This window comes from Pseudomonas sp. AC136, assembly GCF_979258585.1.
In genome coordinates this window covers 5167315-5187362 of record NZ_OZ409865.1, presented here as the reverse complement: position 1 = coordinate 5187362, position 20048 = coordinate 5167315, and the positions used below count along the sequence as shown (strand labels likewise).

Here is a 20048-nt window from a genome sequence, read left to right as displayed (position 1 = left end):
GGCCAGAATTTTGGGTTCTCCATTACGGTAGGGGCCCACACTTTTCAATAACGCTACCGTCAGTGCGGCTGCGATCAATAGCGCCATCTGGGCCGATGTAAATATTGATCTTGGGCCACTTCGGTTTGGCCATGATGCAGTGCGATTTCCCACCGTTGTTCCAATCCAACTCCATAAAGAATCGCTTGTTCGGGAAGATGTGCCCGGGACCGCCAGAGGCTTCACCGGGGTAGATCGCACCTTTATAGTTGTCGTCCTGAACAATCAAAATGTAGTGCAGAGGCCCCTGGCCCTTTTCAGAGAAATGGAAGTTCACTTGAGGTGTGGCGAAATACCAAAAGACGATTGGAGCCAGTAAAAGCACCAACACCCAACGCCAGAAGTGCCGCTTCGGTTTATTCGCAGATGTGGTCACGTGTGGCACCTCCCCAGCTTAAACGTGGTAATGCCAAAACCTCGTCCATAAGCATCTTTGCTGTAATCCCGCCGCTTGGATGCTGCTCGCACAGTTTGACTCCAATGCTGATAGCCACTCGGTCGCCGACGTCGTCCCACGCTCGCAATCCTTCGATGTCTGCTGAGCGGTGTGGCCAGCTTCGTTCCTCCCAATCGTTAAATTTCCGAATTGAATCTGATGCAATTTGCTCAAGCCCGGCGCCATCTAACAGCACGCCCTCAGAAAGCCCACCAATGCGCCCCACATAGCCGTAATGGATGTTCGACCAGATGTCGTAGAAGTAGTCGACTGGACCTTGCTTATGCCAGTTCGCGCCGAACAGCTTCTCAATCGTCAGCTTGTGATCCCACGGCCGCGTTTGCCCAACCCGCTCCGCCCAAAGCGCCATCGCAGCAACGGTGTTACCAAGCTCCATGGCTTGGAAATCCGGAGTTGAACGACGTAAATACCAAGGAAGCTTTTCAAACTTTTCCCGTTCCGCTGCCGCGTCAAAGCTTGTGAGTTCTTTCATTTTCAGGACGGAGGGATGGGTGATGTTGCGGTTCATTTCCTCGGCGATATAGCGGGCCACTGGCTCCATCATGTCGGGGTGTGTGCATATGGCTGGCGGCGGCGTTTCTTCTGACAGCGCAGGGTTGATGGCGAGGGGGATGCAGGCTTGCTCCGAAGTAGCTGCAAAGGGCGCAACGGTAGGGGCTAATAACTGAGCGCCGGCCGCAGCGGTTTGTGCTGCCGGACGCGCTTCATGGTGATAGGTGGCTGGATAGACAGAAGGGATCAGGCGGGCTTTGCATGGGCAACTGCTGAAGCTGTCCAACGTACCGGCCATCAGCCTGCCATGACTGACCATATGGGAAATGCCACCCACGATCCGGTAAATTTTTCCGTCCTTGCCGCAAGACACCCGATCCCCTTCGCAGGAATGAAGGACACCGAACAGATTGATTCTGCTGTCACCGTCCAGCACTTTTCCGCCGCAGGTGGTTTTATCACCCAGGCCGATGAAATGACCTTCGCTCATTGATTTCTCTCCGCTAATCCCGGGCAGCAGCCTGCGGCGGTAGTTAGCGGAAATAAATCGGACGGCTCCCAAGTTCACGCCCAACCGCCTCGGGTTGCGCTGCAGTAAAACTGCCCGGCTAGCAAGCGAAAACGCGGGAATTTTTATGAGAAATTTATCTGGCAAAAACCTAGAATCCCGGCTTTTAAGCGCCCTTCTCTGGAGCCAAGCCGTGCCGCGTCTTCTCTCTTTGCTTCTACTGCTGCCGAGCATGGCGATAGCAGGCACTACCCTTGAAAAAACCGAGCTTTATACAAAGCTGGCGAGCGACTGCCACGATGTAGACCTCACTACCTGGCAGCACCCGACGCGGTTGGTGTTGGAGAAAAACGGCATCAAGCTGCACCGTTTGCAGCTGTGCAACGGCGGCCACTATCCAATCTTCTTTGTCGATTTGCCGTACGACCCGCAAGGCCAGACGCTGGATTTCTTCATGCCGGTGTATGAGCAAATGCATAAAGCCAACGGCAAATGGCCCTATGCGTTTGTCGCCGGCAGCGACGGCCAAGTGGTGTACATCAGCTACCGCGACGACGGCACCATTGCGCGCGATTTCGAGTTTTTTGTAGAGCCGTAGGTTTAACCGTGGGCCGAACTACGGCCCGGAAAAACCAGGGACACAGTTATTGCTTTGCTAGCAATTAAAATATGCATAGCTAGCAGCAAGACTCCCTTCCCGATGATTGCCAGTTCCAACCGAGCAGTAATTTGCACGCCCCATGCCGAGGCCAGCGCCGCGGGCATGCGGGTTCTCGATGCGGGTGGCACAGCCATCGACGCGATGCTGGCAGCCAGCGCCATGCTGGGCGCGGTGTTCCCCCATATGACCGGCCTGGGCGGCGATGCCCTGTGGATGATCCACGACGACAAAGTGCGCACCATCGTGGGGATTGGTCAGGCCGGACAGCGCTTGCCGGACGGCGGCGCCATCACCTTGCGTGGCCCAGGATCGGTTGCCACCACTGCCGGCGCATTGGCCAGCTGGCAGCTCGCGGCACAGATCAGTCGGCAACAGTGGGGCTCGAAACTGGGCTGGGCGGACGTGCTGGAAGATGCGGCGTTTAGGGCCGACGCCGGCTCGCCGGTGTCGCAGTCACAACTGTTTTGGCAGACGCTTCGCCAGCCGTTGATTGCGCAATTGCCAGACCTGCAACCGCTGTGCATGACTGAGGGCCGTTGGCTGCGTGAGGGCGATTCTTTGCGCCAGCCGCAACTGGCCGACACCCTTCGCCATCTGGCACGCCACGGTGTGCAGGATTTCTATCAAGGCGAACTGGCCCAGGCATTCGCAAATCACCTTCACCGGCGGGCGCGCCATAGCCTCGCCACAAGCCATCACCGCCTTTAATGGCAGCCGCTATGCCTGGGTCAAAAAAGCCTTGGGCAACTTTGACTGGATGGACCGGGGCGACCACACCGTGGTGTATTCCAACGGCACGCTGTTCGGCCAATGGCCCGACGGCAGCAGCTTTTCCGGCAACCGTTATCTGGACCGCTTCGAAGTGCGCGACGGCAAAATCACCCACATGGACGTTTGGAACGACAGCGCCGAGTGGCTGCTAACGCCGCAGATTGCCAAGGCGTAACGGCCCGTTTGCCGAGCTGGGCGTTGCGTTCGATTCACCGCTCGTCGCTTACCAGCGGCGAAGCGGTTACTTTTTGATCGCTAAATCGCTGCTTTTCCTCCTTCTGCGCTCAGTCTCAGCCTCCCTTTCTAACGATCGATAGCGTCCTGCCGTTCAGATTCCCCTCTCGTTTTTCCTATTTGCGACCTCGATTCATTCGTTGCGCTCGCAATCTCATGATCGGCAAATCCCTACACGTTTGGCGTCGACTACCGCTTGATACCAACTTTTACGCATCAGCTCACCCTGTACGCGCCAACCCCCTTTTTGCTCGATTTTCTAGACAGGCCACCGCAGGGCGTTTGCAAAAAACCCAATGAAATCAAGCGAAGCGGCCGTTTATCGGGGACGACTGTTTCGATTTAAAGAAGTTCAATTCAATGTCGAGAAATGCATAAGTGAATCTGGCGCCAATAAAAAACCATGTAGTAGCATCGTGCCATCATCCGATTCGCCTTAGCGCTTTTACCGCCTCAGAAAAAGGAAGTTCGTCGCCGGATATCTGCCGGCTTCGAGAAGTCGCCCACTCGATTTGCCGTTTGGCATGCAGGATTTTATGCGCCCCACGTTCCCCCGCTCGTGCACCCTCGCTGTAAAACGAACTGTTCTCGCCGACGTATTTATTGTGATGTTGGGTGGCTTAACGGCATTGGATGTGGCGGCAGCAACCATTCCTACGCCAGGTTCGGTGCTGAATTCGGTACGCCCGGAAGAGTCGATCATTCCGGCCCCGCAGACTGACTCCATCGAGTTGCCCCAGGCAACGGATAGCCAAACGCTGGACCCCAACGGGAGCCGGGTGCACATCGCGGCGTTTCGTATTGTTGGCAACGACGAAATCGACAGCGCCACGCTGCACGGGCTGATTGATGGCCAAGCCGGCAAGCCGCTCAACCTGTATGAACTGAACCAGGTTGCCCGCCTGATTACCGATCACTACCGCAGCAATGGTTATCCGGTGGCGCGCGCGGTAATTCCGGCGCAGAAAGTCGAGTTCGGCAACGTGACCATCGAGGTCATCGAAGGCCGGATCGACCGTTCGACCTTCACTGGCAACGACCGTTACAGCGACGCTTTTTTGCAGCGGTGGACGCAGTCGCTTGAAGGCCACACGGCCAGAACTGACACCCTCGAAGAGCGTGTGCTGACGCTCAATGACCTGCCCGGCCTGTCGACCCGCGCCGTGCTGACGCCGGGCGCCGAGTACGGCACCACCACCACCGAATTCGTGACCACTGAAAAAGCCTATGAAGGCGAAGTCAGCGTGAACAATTACGGCCGTCGCGAAATTGGCCGGGCGCGTGTGGATGCCGCGCTGAATTTCAATAACCCATTGGGCATTGGCGATCAGGTTGGCGTGCGCAGCAGCTACTCCGAAGCCGGGTTGCTCAAGCTGGGCGGCGTGAATTACAGCCTGCCGCTGAACACCGCCGGCACCCGCCTGGCCTTGAGTTACACCGACATTCGCTACCGCATCGGCGGCGACCTCAGCGTTCTCGATATCAAGGGCAAAAGCCAGTTGGCCAGCGCCACCGTGGTGCACCCGTTCCAGCGCAGCCAGCAGCAGAACGTGTACGGCACGTTTGGTGCGCGCACTTTCCACGGTGAGCAAACCGTGTTGGGTTTTGAAACCTCCGACAACCGCGTTTCGGTCGCCGAATTGGGCACTGCGTGGAACCACGTGGACGATGGCCTCAACGTCGCCACGGCCAGCGCCCGCGCCAGCAGCAACTTCGCCAGCTACAGCGAAACCGACCGCAATGTCGGCCAACGCCTGAAGATTGATGGCGATGCCAGCTACCTCTACAACCTCACTGCGCTGTGGGCCGTGCGCCTCGCCGGTGCGGCGCAGTGGTCGGCCGACACCTTGGCCGACGCGGAAAAATTCAGCCTTGGCGGGCCGTCTTCAGTGCGCGGCTACCCGTCGGCGGACGTGCTCGGTGATCGCGGTCTGTTTGCCAGCCTGGAGCTACGCTATCGCACCCGCATTCTCACCGCGCCGGGCTACTTCAGTGCCTTTGTCGATGGCGGCCATGTGTCGCGCCTCGACCCGGCAGTGGGCAGCGACAAATCGAACTCCATCGGCAGTGCGGGCGTAGGTGCCACGTTCTTCCCGATCAGCGCGCTGCAGCTTGAGCTGCTGGCCGCCGTACCGACCGGCAGTCACGAAACCAGCGACTTCCATGACAGCGGGCGCCTCTGGGCCAACCTGACTACCCGTTTCTGAGCCGGCCTTTTCAAGGCACCTGACGTTCGCCGAGTACATCATGACTAAACACAGCAAAGTTTCCGCTCACGCCACCCTCCCTGTTGCTCCGGCGCTGAAGCCGTTGGTTCGCTCCATCCTTGCCTGGATTCACAGCCCTGTAACGTTGGGCCTGGCGTTCGGTGCCATGCCCATGGTCGCCTTGGCGCAAATGCCCACCGGCGGCCAGGTGATCGCCGGCTCGGCCAACATTGCCACGCCGGACGCCGCGCACACCGTCATCACCCAAGGCTCGGATAAAGCCGTTATCAACTGGCAGTCGTTCTCCATCGGCCAGAACGGCTATGTGCAATTCGTACAGCCAGGCAGCGGCGCGGTGACGTTGAACCGCGTGGTGGGCGTAGACCCGTCGCAAATTCTTGGCCACCTGACGGCCAACGGGCAGATTTTTCTGGTCAACCCCAATGGCGTGTTCTTCAGCCAGAGCGCGGTGGTCGACGTGGGCGGTATCGTGGCCACCACGCTGGACATCAACAACGACGATTTCATGCGCGGTGACTACCGTTTCCAGCGCGCGAACCAGGCGGCGGATCGTGCCACGGTCATCAACGAAGGCAGCATCACCGCGCGCAACGGCGGCTACGTGGTGCTAGCCGGCGACTACGCGGCGAACAAAGGCATTGTGCAGGCGCAGCTCGGCACCGCCATGCTCGCTTCGGGTGATGCCCTGACTCTGCAGACCTCCGGCAGCGGCCTGGTCAGTTACAAAGTCGACAAAGCCACCGTCGCGCAACTGGCCGGCGTGGAAAACAGCGGACAGATTCTCGCCAACGGCGGCCGCGTGATCATGACCGCCGACGTCGCCAATGATCTCGCCGCCACCGTGGTCAATAACTCGGGTCTGGTGCAGGCGCAAAGCCTCGTTGAAAAAGACGGCGCGGTGTATTTCGCGGGCACTGGCGGCAGCGTGGTGAACAGCGGCACCGTCGACGTATCGGCGCACGCAGGCGCCAACGGCGGCAAGGTGGACATCCGCGCCACCGGCGATATCAGCCACGAAGCCGGCAGCCTGATCAACGCCAGCAGCGCGGCCACCGGCACATCGAACGCCGGCACCGTGTACACCTGGGCCGACGGCACCAACCACTACAAGAAAGACGCCAGCATCGTCGCCCGTGGCGGCGCTGAAGGCGGCGATGGCGGCCAGGTCGAGCTGTCGGGCAACACCGTGCTGAACCGCAGCACCGTCGATTTGCGCGCGCCGAAAGGCAAGCTCGGCACCCTGACCCTCGACCCGACGGCCATCACCATCGCCAACGGCGCGGGCATCGATGCCGGCGACCAGAGCACGATTTATGAAGAAAATCTCGAAGCGCAGTTGAAGACCGGCAACATGGTGCTCGCCGCCACCGGCCCGAACGCCAGCATCACCCTCGCCGACCTCACCGACGGCATGCTCGATGGCAGCAACAACGGCGCCGGTGGCTCGTTGACCCTGACCGCCTCGGGCAGCGGCATGCCGACCATCCGCTTCGACAACGTAACCAACACCATCAAGGTCGATAGCGCGTTGAACCTGGCCGTCGACAACGGCGCCGGCAGCCATGCCGTGGGCTCGCTGGCCCTGGGCAATCTCGACGCTGGCACGTCCATCGACCTGAAAGCCGGCAGCATCAGTGCCGGCAACCTCAGCATCGCGAAAACCATCAACAGCAGCACCAACAGCAGCTACAACATCAATGCCCGCGCCTACGCCGGCAACCTCAACCTGGGCAACGTCAAGGTCGATGTCACCAACACGGCAGCAGCCGGCGTCAGAGCGGCGGTCGCCTTGCGTGCCGACGGCGTCATCACGACCGGCGACGTGTCGGCCAAAGCCAAAGGTCTGGGCTACTACAACTACGACTGGAGCACCGCCGGCAACGCCGCACCCAGCTACCTGGGTCAGCAACCGTGGACGCTCGACAGCCAGGGCGACCATGCCATCAAGGCCCAACTGAATATCGAAGCAACCGGCAACGTCAGCACCGGCGCCATCGACGTCAGCGCCATCGACACCAATACCGCGTTCGATACCGACCGCGGTGGTTACTGGCAAACCCAGACCGCCACTCAGCACAACTTCTGGCGTCCGACCGCAGCGTCGGCAAGCGCAACGATTCTGTCGGGCGGCAATGTCAGCATCGGCGGCAAAACCAGCGTCATCGCCGACGGCTACGCCATGAACAGCTACTCGGAAACCGAGAGCTGGCGAACCATGGTCGACAACTTCAACTACACCAGCGGCAGCCAGACGGTTAACACCACCACAACCGACGGCAACGGCCAGCCGGTCAATCAGCAGACGGTGAACAACTACAACAACCTCAAAGGCTCGGTAAAAGGCGCCGGTGGCGACCGCTATATCTGGCAATTCGGCTCGTACACGGTGATCAACGGCGCGAGCGTGAACAACAGCCCGAACATCAACGTGCGCACTGACAGCAGCACCAGCAACCAGACCACCACCCGTTACTCGGGCTTGAGCGGCTTGAGTTCCACACTGGACATAAACGCCGCCGGCTCGGTGAGCATGGATGGCATGGACGTGCGTTCGGTCAACCACTCGGCCTCCGGCAACGCCTCGTACACCGATGCAAACTGGGGCCAGCAAGACACCGCATACGGGTTGAATGGCACCGGTTCGAGCTTCACCTCGGCGAGCCGCGAAGTCGATTACTCCGACACCTTCAACACTGCCTATACCGCTGCGGCGTCCACCTCCACCGCCAACATCACCGCTGGCGGCGCCGTGAACATGGGCGGCGGTTCCAATTACGACGTCATCGCCGGCTTCCCGCAAAGCAGCGTGCCGGGCGCGGCCAGCATGAACGTGCTGGCGCACAACGGGCCGATCTTTATCGGCAGCGACGTCACGGTCAGTGGCTCCAGCGCCAACGACATCACGCTGACCATTCACGCTGACAACGGCGACATCATTGGCTCGGACATGGCCGCCAGCGTTTCCAACGGCTACTACAACGCCGATGCCCGCGCGACCATCAGCACCGATGCCGGCAACATCCACCTGGGCGGTGTGGCGGTAGCGGGTCAGCGCTCGGCATTTGTTGACGTGACCTCGGCCGGCAACCTGAGCATCGACGGCGCCACCAGCGCCGCCTCGATGACTGCCAGCAGCGACGGCATCGCGCAAGCCAACGTCAACCTGTTCGGCACCGGCAATGTGGCCCTTGGTGACGTACTGGCGACGTCCGATCACTTCGTCGACAGCACGGTGTCCGGCTACTACGACGCGGGTCAGGGCCTGGGTTATGACCACCGCGTCTATGGCGGTACTGCGGCTATCAACGTGGCCAGCGGCACCGGCAACGTCGCTCTTAATGGCGATGTAAAAGCCCAGGGTTACGAGACCGCCACCGTGAATGCCACGGCTAATGCGCCAGGCAAAACCCTGACCACCGCAAGCGGCAAAACGCTCAGCACCGCCGCAGTCGGCCAAACCTTTACCACCTCGTCTTACGCTCGCTACCTGCGAGCGCCCACCTACTCGGCCACCACCACGCTCATCGCCGACGGCGGCATGAGCCTGGGCAGCAGCGTTGGCGCGTTAGTCAGCAACGGCAACGGCGCCGGTCTGGTTAGCCTGACCACTAACGGCGGGCCAAGCGCCGCCATTTCTCAGGGCAGCGGCAGCCTGATCAAGGCCAGCGGCAGCACCGGTACGGTCAATGTGAACGCCGGCTCGGCGGCGCCAACGGTCAGCAATGCCGCCACCGTCGACATGCTCGGTGCCATCGTCGGCCAAGGCTCTACCGGCGCCGGCAGCGTGACCGTTAACGCAGCCTCGGGCACCGTCAGCGGCCTGGGCGCCAGCTCCGCCAGCAACACCGCCTCGGTCACCGTCAACGCACTGGACAGCAGCGGCTTGCTGGTACTGGGCGGCAACGGCAGCATCTCCACCAATCTCAACAGCGCCACTGGCGCCCTGCTGACCGTGAACGCCGCCGGCTCGCTGGATTCCAGCGCGGCGACACTCGGTCTGGTCAACTACAACAGCGGCAACGTGGCTGGCGCCCGCGCCGATCTGATCGCCGGCAACGGCTCCAATACCGTCGGTTCGATTGGCGTAAGTGGTTTCAAGGCCGCCGTGCTCAATGCCACCGGCACTGGCGCCGTCATGGCCGCTGGCGCGTCCACGGTCAGCAGCAGCACCCGCGCCGAAGCGAACCTGACATCGAGCAACGCGGGTGTGGGCATCGCTGACGGCGGCTCGCTCGACGTCACCGCACTCAACGCCCTCGCCACCGCCGATGTGAATCTGAGCGGCGTAACCGGCGCCACCCTCAACGGCAACGCCAGCGCCACCGCCAACAACGGCACCGCCAACCTGGCCGTCACGACCACGGGCGGCAGCGGCGCGGCGATCACCCAGGGCGTCAACAGCACCCTGCTGGCACGCGGCGCCACCAGCCTGGTCGCCATCAATGCCGGTGACGCTGCACCCACCTCCGGCAACGCCGCCACCCTGAGTCTGCTGGGCGATGTGCAAGCGCGCAGCGCAGGCGGCACCGCTGGCATCGCCATCACCGGCAAATCGGGCAGCGTGCATGACTTCAGCGTGGAAGGCGGTGCGGCCACCGCCGACATCAACGCGCTGGACGGCGCCCTGGACCTTACCGGTACCGGTTCGATGACCGGGGTTTCGGTGGGCACCCTGAACGCCACCTCCACCGGCAACCTGAGCACCCGTGGCGCCCTCAGCGCATTGCTGAGCAGCCCGGGCAGCACCGCCCTGCTCAATGTCACCAGCACCAACGGCTTACTGCTGGTGGACGCCGGTTCGCACCTGTCGGCCAGCAGCGCGCAAGGCAAAGCGGACGTCAACCTCACGGGCGCCACCGGTCTGACCGTTAACGGCAATGTCACCGCGCAGTCCACTTCAAACGACGCCACGGTCGATCTGCTCACCACCGGCGGCACCAGCGCCACCGTCCGCCAGGGCGCCAACAGCACCGTACTGGCAGACGGTAACCGCGCGGCGGTCAGCCTCAACGCCGGCAATGCCACACCCACATCGGCGAACGCGGCAGACGTAGCGCTGGCTGGTAATCTGAAAGCGCAGGCCACTACCGGCACCGCCGATGTACGGGTTAAAGCAGCGTCTGGCAGCGTGCACGACGTCAGCGCGCAATCGGCCGGCAACGCAGCCACCGTCGCTATCACCAGCCTGGGCGCCAATACGGTGCTGACCCTGAACGGCGCCGGCAGCGTGACCGCCAACGCCAACAGCGGCAGCGCTGCGCTGCTGAACGTTACCAGCGCCGGCTCGCTGCACACGGGCGCCGCCACCCTGAACGCCACTAACCTGAACAGCGGCAGCAACGCCGGCGCGAAGGTAAACCTGGCGGCCAACGGCGGCAGTGCCACCCTGGGCCAGACCACCGTCACCGCTCAAGGCGGCGGTGAAGCTTCGTTACTGGCCAAAGCGGCCGCCAGCCTGACCACCACCGGCAACCTCAGCGCCAGCAACCTGGGCCTGGGCGCCAGTGCAGGCAAGGCTTTGATCGCCCTGCTGACCGTGGGCAACACCAGCGCTGGCGGCAGCATCACGCAGGCCGGCGGCACCACCATCAGCGCCACCACCGCCGGCAATGGCGGCAACGCCACGGTCGACATCCAGGCCAGCGACTGCTGCAGCGCTGCCGTGCAATTGGGCGGCACCGTGAAAGCCAGTGTCGAAACGGGCGCGGGCGATGCCACCGTGGGCGTACGCGGCAATACCGTGGCGGTGAGCACCGTCAGTGCCGCTGCCAAAGGCACCGGCAACGCCATGGTCAACCTTGGCGCGCCGACCTCGCTGGTGCTGAGCGGCCCGCTCAGTGTCAGCGCTGCGGATGCGAGCAAGCGCGCGGATCTGAAACTGGTTTCCGACCGTCTCACCGACAGCGCACCCACCATCACCCTGTCCACCGGCAACGGTCACGTGCAGTTGGCGTCGTTCAACACCAACAACATCATCGGCGTGAACTCCGCCCGCGACTTCGACGCCTCGGTGCAAACCAACTACACGCTCACCACGCTGAAAAAGCTGCTCAATCAGCAGGCCGAAGTGAACTTCGGCGGCGTGTACGATCGCAGCCGCTGGACCCAAGGCACCCCGCAAACCGCTTGGGTTCCAGGCATGGCAGCGTGGGCGAACCAGGTGCAGCAGGTTGGGGACATTCACGTCGCAGGCGACAGCAATATCAACCTGCGCGACGTGAAAATGGTCTTCGACACCACCGGAGTCACCTACTACCACGACAACAACATGAGCACCTGGAGCGTGCCCAACGGCCGCGTGGCAACCTTCGTACAACGGCCGGTGACCAACTACGACCGCTACCTGGACCGCACCGACTTCAGCGTGCAGAACCTCAACCGCGTGGCAGAAGATTCCTTCAACTCAGTTGGCAACAGCTCGTTCGTGGCAACGGCAGGCGGCGCCCAGCGCATTACAGGCAATCTGTTTATGAATGGAGACGGGGTGAACATGGTGCGCACGGCGCTCAAGTCGGATGCGTCGGGCAAAGCGGTAGAGGGCAAAGGCTCAGCGCAAGGCTGTTCCGCAACGGGCGAAGGCAGCGAGCACTGCGGGTTCTAACGCCGAACCCGCAGCTTCTGAATGCAGCGCCGTTTCTGTAGGAGCGGCTTCAGCCTCGATGTTCTTTTTAGAAAAAATCCAGTCCCCCACGTGGTGACTGGATTTTTTTTGCCCTTCAAGCCGATGATCCAGCGGCCGATACGGTGTTCAGAACCACGTAGAAAGGAGGCTCAACGTGATGGACCGAGGCATTCGTAGCGCGGGATTCCAGCAGCTGGAAAACCGTTTTTACGCACGCTTGCTAAGCAAAGCGCCGGACCCCAACGCGAGCAAAATCGCGCCGGTGCCCGAGAACAAAATGCCCACCGTGGGCATCACCTTGTCCATTGGCACCATGCCAAAGGTGGACCCCTACTCCGACGAACCCAAACGGCTTGATGGCTGGCGCTCCAAGCCGCTGCCGGCCGAATTGCTGGCCTCGGTTAACCAGCAGAGTCTGGCCGAAGGCAAAGACGCCGAGGTGTTCAAAGAGAAGCCCGCCAGTGAAGACCCAACGCGTCTGGCGCTCGTCGAGCAGGCCAACCAGTTCCTTCTGGACAAAGCCGACAACCCCTTCTCTGGGCTGAGTCGGGAAACCTTGTCGACCATCAGCTACGACGACACCGGCACCTACACCACCAGCGAAATTGCCGCCGCCATGCGTGAAATGAACGCCGGCGACTCGCGTTTCTGGGACGAAACCTACAAGCGCATCAACGAAGCCGAAATCAAGAACGATAACGACAACGACACCAAACCGATGATGCTCAAAGCCCAGCTCAAATTGCTGACGGGCATGAGCGAGGCGGAAAAGTCCACGCTCGACTACACCACTTCGTCACTGACCATCGAGCTGGCCGATTGGGAAAAGGCAGGCTTCAAGACGCCCGACGCCGTCGACTATCCCCAGCTGGAAGAGCCCGAAGCCAGGGTGCTGGCCGCCACCACCGACAAAGAAGGCAAGGCCATCTGGAAGCAGTACGCGGTCAAGCTGCTTAGCGCCGACACCACCAAACTCTCGCTGCTAAACGCGATGCCCAAAGACGATGCCGCCGCTCAGCCAGAGGCCGGCGCCGCTGCCAAAGGCGAGTGGCTGCAGGTGTACGCGCAGATCGATAAGTTCTAAGCCGGTGCGGGCCAACGTGCTGCGCCCCCACCGCACGGCGGGAGCGGCTTCAGCCGCGATGCGTTAAATCAGCCGCAGAAATCCTCTAGCCCCGAAAGCAAAACCTGAACGCTCGTCCATACTCAGCCAGCTTCGCTCTTGGAAGCGACGGAGACGGGAGGCTGCGTATGCTTGATTACATCGCGTTGGGAATTCTGTTTTTTGCGGGCTTGGTGTTGTTCTACGGAATTATCGTGATGCACGACATCCCGTACGAAATCGCCGTACACCGTAACCATCCTCACCAGGACGCCATTCATGCGGCAGGTTGGGTCAGCCTGTTTACGCTGCATGCGCTGTGGCCGTTCTTATGGATCTGGGCCATGTTGTACCGCAGCGACCGCGGCTGGGGCTTCAACCCGGCAACCGGGGCCGCCCTGCCCTCGTCCGACTTGGAACTGCAACTGAGCGAACTGCGCGAACGCATCGAGCGGCTCGAGCGCGACGCGGCTGAACCTGAGCCGCCGCAGGTGGAGATTCCTACTCCTACACCGACCCAAGCTGCCATCGACAAGGACGTTTAGCCATGGACCTGCTACTAATCCTGACGTACACCGCCATCTGCGTGGCCATCTTCAAAATTTTCCGAATTCCCCTGAACAAATGGACCGTGCCCGCCGCCGTGCTCGGCGGCATTCTGCTGATCGGTGCGCTCATTTTTGTGATGAATTACAACCACCCCTACTCCGAGGTGGCGCGCTCGTATTTCGTCACCACGCCGGTGATTCCGGTGGTCACGGGCAAGGTCATCGAGGTGCCGGTGGAAGGCAACCGCATGATCGAAAAAGGTGACGTGCTATTTCGCATCGATCCCAAGCCATTCGAATGGCGCGTCAAAGCCATCAAGGCGCAGTTGGTGTCCGCCCGCGCGGACCAGAACCGCGCCAGCGAATTGGTCAAACGCGAAGTCGGCAACCGCCGCAACGTCGACCTGGCCACCGCGCAAGTCGACAACCTTGAAGCGCAGTTGGGCCTGGCTCAGTTCGAACTGGACAACACCGTGGTGCGTGCACCCGCGCGCGGCTTCGTCACCCATGTGTCGTTGCGCCCCGGCATGATGGCCAGCCAATTGCCGCTGCGCCCCTCGATGGTGTTCGTGCCGGATGAAGGCCCGTACTTCACCGCGTGGATGCGCCAGAACAGCCAGCTGCGACTGACCGCTGGCGATGAAGCCGAAGTGGCTTTCGATGGCATTCCCGGAAAGGTGTTCACCGGCAAGGTCAAGCAGGTGCTAGGCGTAATTGGCGAAGGCCAGGTGCAACCCTCGGGCACCTTGATCAGCTACAGCGGCTCGCCGCCACCGGGGCGCGTGCCGGTGATCATCGAGATCACCGACCCCGCCTACGCCGAGTACGCCGCGCGCATGCCGGGCGGCGCTTACGGTCAGGCGGCGCTCTACAGCCAGCATTTCCACCACGTGGCCATCATGCGCAAGATTCTGCTGCGCATGGCCGCCTGGATGAACTACATCTTCCCCTTCCATTAACAGCCCCGGCGGAGGAATCACCATGGCCAACGCGAAGAAAAAACCCAGCGCCGAATCGACCGCAGGCGCCGAAAGGCTCAAACGCAAGGTGTACGACGCCGAGCTGAAAAAGCTGCACGTAGAGCTGGTGAAATTGCAGCAGTGGGTGCAGCAGGAAGGCTTGAAGGTGTGCGTGGTATTTGAAGGTCGCGACGGCGCCGGCAAGGGCGGCACCATCAAGGCGTTGACCGAACGGGTGAGCCCGCGCGTGTTCCGCGTGGTGGCGCTGCCGGCCCCGACCGAGCGGGAAAAAAGCCAAATGTATGCGCAGCGCTACATCACCCATTTGCCCGCCGCTGGCGAAGTGGTGATCTTCGACCGCAGTTGGTACAACCGCGCTGGCGTGGAACGGGTCATGGGCTTTTGCACCGACGAGCAGTCGCACACCTTTTTGAAAGTAGTGCCGCTGTTTGAAAAGATGCTCGTGCAGTCGGGCATCATCCTGCTCAAATATTGGCTGGAAGTGAGCGCCGAAGAGCAAACCCGGCGCCTGCAAGAACGCATTACCGATGGCCGTAAGCTGTGGAAACTCACGGCCATGGACGTGAAATCCTATGGACGTTGGGACGACTACACCCGCGCCCGCGACGACATGTTCGCCGCGTCCGACTCCTCTTGGGCGCCCTGGTACATGGCCCGTTCCGAAGACAAACGGCGCGTGCGCCTGAATATCATCAGTCACCTGCTCAAGCAGATTCCCTATAAAGCCGTGGTCGACAAACAGCCGGTGAAACTGCCCAAGCGCGGGAAGATTGGCACGTACAAGGCGGCGCCTTATCCGTTCAGGATGGTGGCTGAGAAATATTGAGGGGTAGCGGTAACCGACAAGCCGTCTAACAGGCCCTGCCGTTTTACCGGGAACGTTCGCCGTTTGCGTCGACTCCACTACGAGCGACCAATTTTGCAAACGGGGAACGCCTACGTTGTCTGACTCACCCAACGCCAACGGCACTCGGTGGCGGTCTTTTGTGGCCGACACGCTTGCCCTGCTGCTGTTCTTCACCACCACCGGCATCATCAACGAGCGCTTCGTCGCGGGCATGAGCTGGCAACAGGTGTTGGAGGCCCGACTTATTGGCGCTGCATTGATGGTGTTTTGCGGACGGCCATATGGCCTGTGGCGAGATTGGGTGATGCGCTTCGCCGGCGCTGGCCGCCTGTCGCAGCTGGCCTGGGATTCCTTTGCCCTGTTGAGTTTTCAGGTGCCCATCTACGCCGCGTTGCTGGCGTTGGCCGGCGCCGACGGCGAGGCCGTGTTGCGCGGCACTCTGGGCGTAAGCGTCATCATGCTGGTACTGGGGCGCCCGTACGGCGCCTTTCTCAACGTGGTTCGACGTGGATTTGGATTGCCTGAGGGTGGCGAACGGCCCATGTCATTGAAGCGTTGAGCGCCCGTACTGGCCCTGCCTGCTGCTTACTGTTCCTGGGAATGCTTGTCCGCCACTACCCCATGCGCCTGCTGCCCGGCCGCCGCGCTGAACATGCCTAACGATTCCAGCGAAGGAACACGGCCCAGGCAATTTCTGCGACACAGCACACCTGATTGCAGCTCCAGAGAAATTCGGCTGAGCGTGTCGGCGTTTTCCATCAAGCCTTGCGCAGCATCCCAGATACGTGTCGCGGTCTGGTTGTCTTGGGCGTAGCGCGACAGCTCCATGAGCAACGTGTAGGCCCGACGGCTCTCCACCGCGTTCTGCTGCAATGACCGAAACATTAACCACGTGGAAGTTGCCATGGGATTCTCCTAAGACTGAACACGCACTGAGCAGCTGCTCGTGCTGATGTGCTTAGTTTTAGGGATGCCGTCCGATCAGCTAGTAGGGAAACGCTCACGCACGCGTAGGAAACGCGGGATAGTTTGTTGATAGCGCACCAGCGCTCGGTAAGTTGCGCCAAACCATGCCCCGGCCTCGTAGCGCACCAGCCCGCTGGAACCCGAACCCCGTGCGCAACCCTCACACCACGCTGTTTCGCTGCAAATCACTGACATGCCCAACGTCGGCCGCAACCAAACGCTCCAGCAACTCAGCGCGCGCCTGACCGCCGCCTGCGCGCACAAATTCCAGTTCCGCGGCGGTCAGCACCACGATGGGCACCAACCTCACGGGTGACAGCGGCATGTCCGCCAGCACGTCATTGAAGTCCGGTTTAGGACCGCCAAGCAGCACGCCCAGAGCGTCGTCTGCGGTGACGAAAAGCGCCGGCAGTGCCGCACCGATGGCGCGCGATTGGCTGACGCCCGGCAGCTCCATCGACAACGCCCCGTATTGCTCTAACTGCGCGGTAATGCCACCGGCGTCCGCCACAATCTGCGCGACGTGTTCGAGCAGTTCAAAGGCCCACGATGCACTTAACGTCGATACATCGCCGGGCGTGCCGCGATGCGCCTCAGCAATGTCTGCCGTTTCAACAAACAGCTCCATTTCAAAGCCGTTGCCGAACCCTTCGGCATCATCGAACGGATCGCTCAGGCCATCGCTGGCCAGAATAATGCGCTCACCACGGCGCACCACGCGGTACGCCTGGCGTGTCGACGGCCACGCCGGCCCGCCTGTGAAGGAAGGACTGAGAAAATACCCCAGCACATCCTTTTCTACCGATCCCACGCTCTGCCAGTGACGGTCCAGCGCGGCATGGGTGGCCCTGCGCGCTTCGTCAGCGCTGTCTACCAGGGAAGGCTCAGCCAGGCAGGCTGCCGGCTCGGCGGTGGATGCGGTGGAGGGGCGAAGTGCGTTACGCAGTTTGTCGAATAAGCTCATGGGCAATCCTTGCATGGAGATATGAAGAGCCGGTCAAACGCGGTCTCTGTAGGAGCGAGCTTGCTCGCGAAGCTTTTAACCAACATAGAAGCGAGCTTGCTCGCGAAGCGTTTCAATCACCCGTCGCGCTAGTCGTAAGCAAACTGGTCAACCAACCCCAGCCTGGGCACCCGGCTGTTGGGCAAGAGCAAAGCGCCCGGAGCGATAACGGCATTTGCGCCGATTTTGCTGCCATCGCCCACCAGCGCGCCGAATTTGTTTACGGCCGTTTCGATCACCTGATCGCCGTGGCGAATCTTAATGGCTGCACCATCCAGCTCATTGCGGTAATTGGCGATGATTGCGCCGGCTTCGATGTTCACGCCCTCGCCAATCAATGAATCGCCTACGAAGTTGAAATGCGCCAACTTGCTGCCCGCCAGCATAAAGCTGCTTTTAACTTCGCAGCTCGGCCCAACAATGCAATGACTGCCGAGGAAAACGCCCCCACGCAAGTACGCGCCCGCCGCAACGAATGCACCTTTACCCACAATGATGGCGCCCTTGAGCACCGCGCCTTCCTCGACGGTGGCGCTTTCGTGAATGGCGCAATCTGCGTAGCGCCGATAGCCCTCCGGAAGCCTCGCCAGCAGCGCTTGTACGTTTTCCTCGCACGCCTGTGTCACTCGCCAAGCGGCAGCGGGAGCCAAGCCAAGCGTGTCCCATCGGGCAATGAATGTACGGATCTCGGGTTCGTTCAACGCAGCGCTTCCTGTCGATTGGGCTCGCAAACGTAGATCGGTGATAGACCAATTAATTCATTCAGTGCACCCATCTGCGGGCACGCCACGCTAGGCCAGGCGCCTTCGCGCTGATCTATGGTTGTTGCACACGCACCGTCATGTCCCGCCAGACGGCACTAATGCTTATTTCCGGCCGGACGATAATTTGCGTACGCCAATAACAAATCGGAAGCCCCCTGCATGCGCCAGCTCAAAATCGCCCCTCGCGCCATCCTCAGTTTTTCCCTCATCGGAGTGCTGGTGATTCTGTTGGGTTTGTTTGCCATGTATCAGCTCCAATCCGTACGTCAACAAGGGGAAGACCTCTCCGATAAAGGCATTCCCAGCCTTTCAGCGCTCAGCAGCGTGAACGAAAGCATGCTGCGCCTGCGCATCACGGCCTACCGCCTGCTGGTTGACCGCGACGCAGACAAACTCGTGGCAACGGTGGCGCGTATTGATGAGCTGAGCGGCCAGGTCGATCAGGCGTTGGCGCGCTATGAAAAACTTATCGACGATGACCAGGAGCGCGCCCAGTACCAAACCTTCCAGCGCGTGGTCGGCGATTACAAAGCAGCCAACCGGGAGCTGGTGCAGCTTTCCAATGCCAACCAGCCCGACGCGATGCGCGCGCTGTTGGGTGGCAACTACAAAAAAGCTTCGGATGAACTGGGCGTGCAGATGGCGCAGCTGATCAAAATCAACCAGGACGGCGCCGCCGATTCCGATAAAAAAGCGGACGACGGATATGCCGCTGCGATGACTGGCGTGATGGTGTTTATCGCCGTCGCCGCAGTGCTCACCGGTTTCATGGCGCTGCTGTTCACCCGCAGTATCACTCGGCCATTAACCGAAGCCGTGGCCGTGGCGCAGGTGATTGCCAAGGGCGATCTCACCGAGTCGTTCGAGGCGACCGGCACCGACGAGCCCGCGCAATTACTGGCCGCGCTGAAGGTGATGCAACAAAACCTGAAGCAGACCATTTCCGCCATCGCCGACTCCTCTAACCAGCTTGCTTCCGCTGCTGAAGAACTCAACGCCGTCACGGAAGATTCCACTCGCGGGCTGCACCAGCAGAGCAACGAAATCGACCAGGCCGCCACGGCAGTGAATGAAATGACCGCTGCGGTCGATGAAGTAGCACGCAACGCCGTCGCCACCTTCGAGGCGTCCAAAGAATCGACCCAGACAGCAAAACATGGTCAGCAACAGGTGACCAAAACCGTCGACTCCATTGGGCTGCTATCGGACGACGTCACCCGTACCGCCGAACAAGTGAGAAACCTGGGCGACGGCGTGAGCAGCATCAGCAAGGTGCTCGATGTGATTCGCGCCATCGCCGAGCAAACCAACCTGCTGGCGCTCAACGCCGCCATTGAAGCGGCGCGGGCAGGCGAAGCCGGACGCGGGTTTGCCGTGGTGGCCGATGAAGTGCGCGCCTTGGCACACCGCACGCAAACCTCGACGCAGGAAATCGAGCAAATGATCGGCACCATTCAGCAAGGCTCAGCAGGCGCCATGAGTGCGATGGAAACCAGCACCCAGCGTGCTCGTCAGACCCTTGAAATTGCCCAGGACGCCGGCGGTGCCTTGCAGCGCATCACCGATGCGATCAGCCAGATCAGTGAACGAAACCTGGTGATTGCCAGCGCCTCGGAAGAGCAAGCCCAGGTGGCTCGCGAGGTTGACCGTAATCTGGTCAATATCCGCGACCTCAGCGTGCAAACCTCAGCCGGCGCCAACCAGACCACCGCTGCCAGTCAGGAACTGTCCCACCTGGCGACCAGCCTGAATGGGCTGGTGAGCCGCTTCAGGGTGTAAACCTCGGCTAAAGCCCCACATAAAAGCCCGGCCGACGCCGGGCTTTT

General features: G+C 61.1%; 16 protein-coding genes and 1 pseudogene. 12 read left to right on the top strand and 5 right to left on the bottom strand.

Annotation, left to right across the window (positions count from 1 at the left end):
• Positions 1 to 22 precede the first annotated feature (22 nt).
• Both ACZZZU_RS23280 and ACZZZU_RS23275 read right to left on the bottom strand, forming a co-directional pair.
• Positions 23 to 415: a hypothetical protein gene (locus tag ACZZZU_RS23280; protein WP_463551949.1), complete on the bottom strand. Its 393-nt coding sequence runs from the start codon at positions 413 to 415 to the stop codon at positions 23 to 25.
• Positions 396 to 1643: a polymorphic toxin type 44 domain-containing protein gene (locus tag ACZZZU_RS23275; protein WP_463551948.1), complete on the bottom strand. Its 1248-nt coding sequence runs from the start codon at positions 1641 to 1643 to the stop codon at positions 396 to 398. The genes ACZZZU_RS23280 and ACZZZU_RS23275 overlap by 20 nt, the downstream gene beginning before the upstream one ends.
• A gap of 46 nt (positions 1644 to 1689) precedes the next feature.
• Here ACZZZU_RS23275 and ACZZZU_RS23270 point away from each other — a divergent pair, with 46 nt between their 5' ends.
• The 10 genes from ACZZZU_RS23270 to alaE all read left to right on the top strand — a co-directional run bounded on the left by ACZZZU_RS23270 (position 1690) and on the right by alaE (position 16048).
• Positions 1690 to 2094: a hypothetical protein gene (locus tag ACZZZU_RS23270; protein WP_463551947.1), complete on the top strand. Its 405-nt coding sequence runs from the start codon at positions 1690 to 1692 to the stop codon at positions 2092 to 2094.
• 102 nt (positions 2095 to 2196) lie between these two features.
• Positions 2197 to 2865, top strand: a complete 669-nt coding sequence (locus ACZZZU_RS23265) for a gamma-glutamyltransferase (RefSeq protein WP_463551946.1) — start codon at positions 2197 to 2199, stop codon at positions 2863 to 2865.
• A 31-nt stretch (positions 2866 to 2896) separates the two neighbouring features.
• Complete coding sequence (locus ACZZZU_RS23260; RefSeq protein ID WP_463551945.1) at positions 2897 to 3103, top strand: hypothetical protein; 207 nt, start codon at positions 2897 to 2899, stop codon at positions 3101 to 3103.
• Positions 3104 to 3698: 595 nt separating this feature from the next.
• Positions 3699 to 5369 (top strand): ShlB/FhaC/HecB family hemolysin secretion/activation protein, encoded by a 1671-nt coding sequence (locus tag ACZZZU_RS23255; RefSeq protein ID WP_463551944.1) that lies wholly within the window; start codon positions 3699 to 3701, stop codon positions 5367 to 5369.
• A 40-nt stretch (positions 5370 to 5409) separates the two neighbouring features.
• Complete coding sequence (locus tag ACZZZU_RS23250; protein ID WP_463551943.1) at positions 5410 to 11991, top strand: two-partner secretion domain-containing protein; 6582 nt, start codon at positions 5410 to 5412, stop codon at positions 11989 to 11991.
• Between the two features lie 175 nt (positions 11992 to 12166).
• Positions 12167 to 13096, top strand: a complete 930-nt coding sequence (locus tag ACZZZU_RS23245; RefSeq protein WP_463383223.1) for a hypothetical protein — start codon at positions 12167 to 12169, stop codon at positions 13094 to 13096.
• Positions 13097 to 13263: 167 nt separating this feature from the next.
• Positions 13264 to 13659, top strand: coding sequence for a DUF3302 domain-containing protein (locus tag ACZZZU_RS23240; protein ID WP_463383224.1), 396 nt, complete (start codon positions 13264 to 13266; stop codon positions 13657 to 13659).
• A 2-nt stretch (positions 13660 to 13661) separates the two neighbouring features.
• Positions 13662 to 14621 carry an HlyD family secretion protein gene (locus ACZZZU_RS23235; protein ID WP_463551942.1) on the top strand — a complete coding sequence of 320 codons (960 nt, stop codon included), beginning with the start codon at positions 13662 to 13664 and terminating at the stop codon, positions 14619 to 14621.
• Between the two features lie 22 nt (positions 14622 to 14643).
• Positions 14644 to 15468, top strand: a complete 825-nt coding sequence (ppk2, locus tag ACZZZU_RS23230) for a polyphosphate kinase 2 (protein ID WP_463551941.1) — start codon at positions 14644 to 14646, stop codon at positions 15466 to 15468.
• 115 nt (positions 15469 to 15583) lie between these two features.
• The gene (gene alaE, locus ACZZZU_RS23225; protein WP_463551940.1) at positions 15584 to 16048 is read left to right on the top strand and encodes an L-alanine exporter AlaE; all 465 of its coding nucleotides are present in this window, start codon (positions 15584 to 15586) and stop codon (positions 16046 to 16048) included.
• A 26-nt stretch (positions 16049 to 16074) separates the two neighbouring features.
• Here the strand turns inward: alaE and ACZZZU_RS23220 are convergent, their stop codons facing one another.
• The 3 genes from ACZZZU_RS23220 to ACZZZU_RS23210 form a co-directional block, all read right to left on the bottom strand.
• Positions 16075 to 16395: a hypothetical protein gene (locus ACZZZU_RS23220; protein ID WP_463551939.1), complete on the bottom strand. Its 321-nt coding sequence runs from the start codon at positions 16393 to 16395 to the stop codon at positions 16075 to 16077.
• A 220-nt stretch (positions 16396 to 16615) separates the two neighbouring features.
• A complete protein-coding gene (locus tag ACZZZU_RS23215) occupies positions 16616 to 17419 on the bottom strand; it encodes a suppressor of fused domain protein (protein ID WP_463551938.1) in 804 nt (267 codons plus the stop codon).
• A gap of 128 nt (positions 17420 to 17547) precedes the next feature.
• The gene (locus ACZZZU_RS23210; protein ID WP_463551937.1) at positions 17548 to 18159 is read right to left on the bottom strand and encodes an LbetaH domain-containing protein; all 612 of its coding nucleotides are present in this window, start codon (positions 18157 to 18159) and stop codon (positions 17548 to 17550) included.
• A 222-nt stretch (positions 18160 to 18381) separates the two neighbouring features.
• On the opposite strand from ACZZZU_RS23210, the pseudogene ACZZZU_RS23205 reads away from it, so the two are divergent.
• Together ACZZZU_RS23205 and ACZZZU_RS23200 are read left to right on the top strand one after the other, a co-directional pair.
• Positions 18382 to 19146: pseudogene (locus ACZZZU_RS23205) on the top strand (MCP four helix bundle domain-containing protein); the annotation flags it as partial.
• Complete coding sequence (locus ACZZZU_RS23200) at positions 19138 to 20001, top strand: methyl-accepting chemotaxis protein (protein ID WP_463542215.1); 864 nt, start codon at positions 19138 to 19140, stop codon at positions 19999 to 20001. The pseudogene ACZZZU_RS23205 and the gene ACZZZU_RS23200, both read left to right, overlap by 9 nt.
• Positions 20002 to 20048 lie beyond the last annotated feature (47 nt).

Coding starts and splice junctions, on each gene's coding strand:
- ACZZZU_RS23265 (WP_463551946.1), top strand. CDS start 2,197: ATGATTGCCAGTTCCAACCGAGCAGTAATTTGCACGCCCCATGCCGAG.
- ACZZZU_RS23255 (WP_463551944.1), top strand. CDS start 3,699: ATGCGCCCCACGTTCCCCCGCTCGTGCACCCTCGCTGTAAAACGAACT.
- ACZZZU_RS23250 (WP_463551943.1), top strand. CDS start 5,410: ATGACTAAACACAGCAAAGTTTCCGCTCACGCCACCCTCCCTGTTGCT.
- ACZZZU_RS23240 (WP_463383224.1), top strand. CDS start 13,264: ATGCTTGATTACATCGCGTTGGGAATTCTGTTTTTTGCGGGCTTGGTG.
- ACZZZU_RS23235 (WP_463551942.1), top strand. CDS start 13,662: ATGGACCTGCTACTAATCCTGACGTACACCGCCATCTGCGTGGCCATC.
- ppk2 (WP_463551941.1), top strand. CDS start 14,644: ATGGCCAACGCGAAGAAAAAACCCAGCGCCGAATCGACCGCAGGCGCC.
- ACZZZU_RS23220 (WP_463551939.1), bottom strand. CDS start 16,395: ATGGCAACTTCCACGTGGTTAATGTTTCGGTCATTGCAGCAGAACGCG.
- ACZZZU_RS23215 (WP_463551938.1), bottom strand. CDS start 17,419: ATGAGCTTATTCGACAAACTGCGTAACGCACTTCGCCCCTCCACCGCA.
- ACZZZU_RS23200 (WP_463542215.1), top strand. CDS start 19,138: ATGCAACAAAACCTGAAGCAGACCATTTCCGCCATCGCCGACTCCTCT.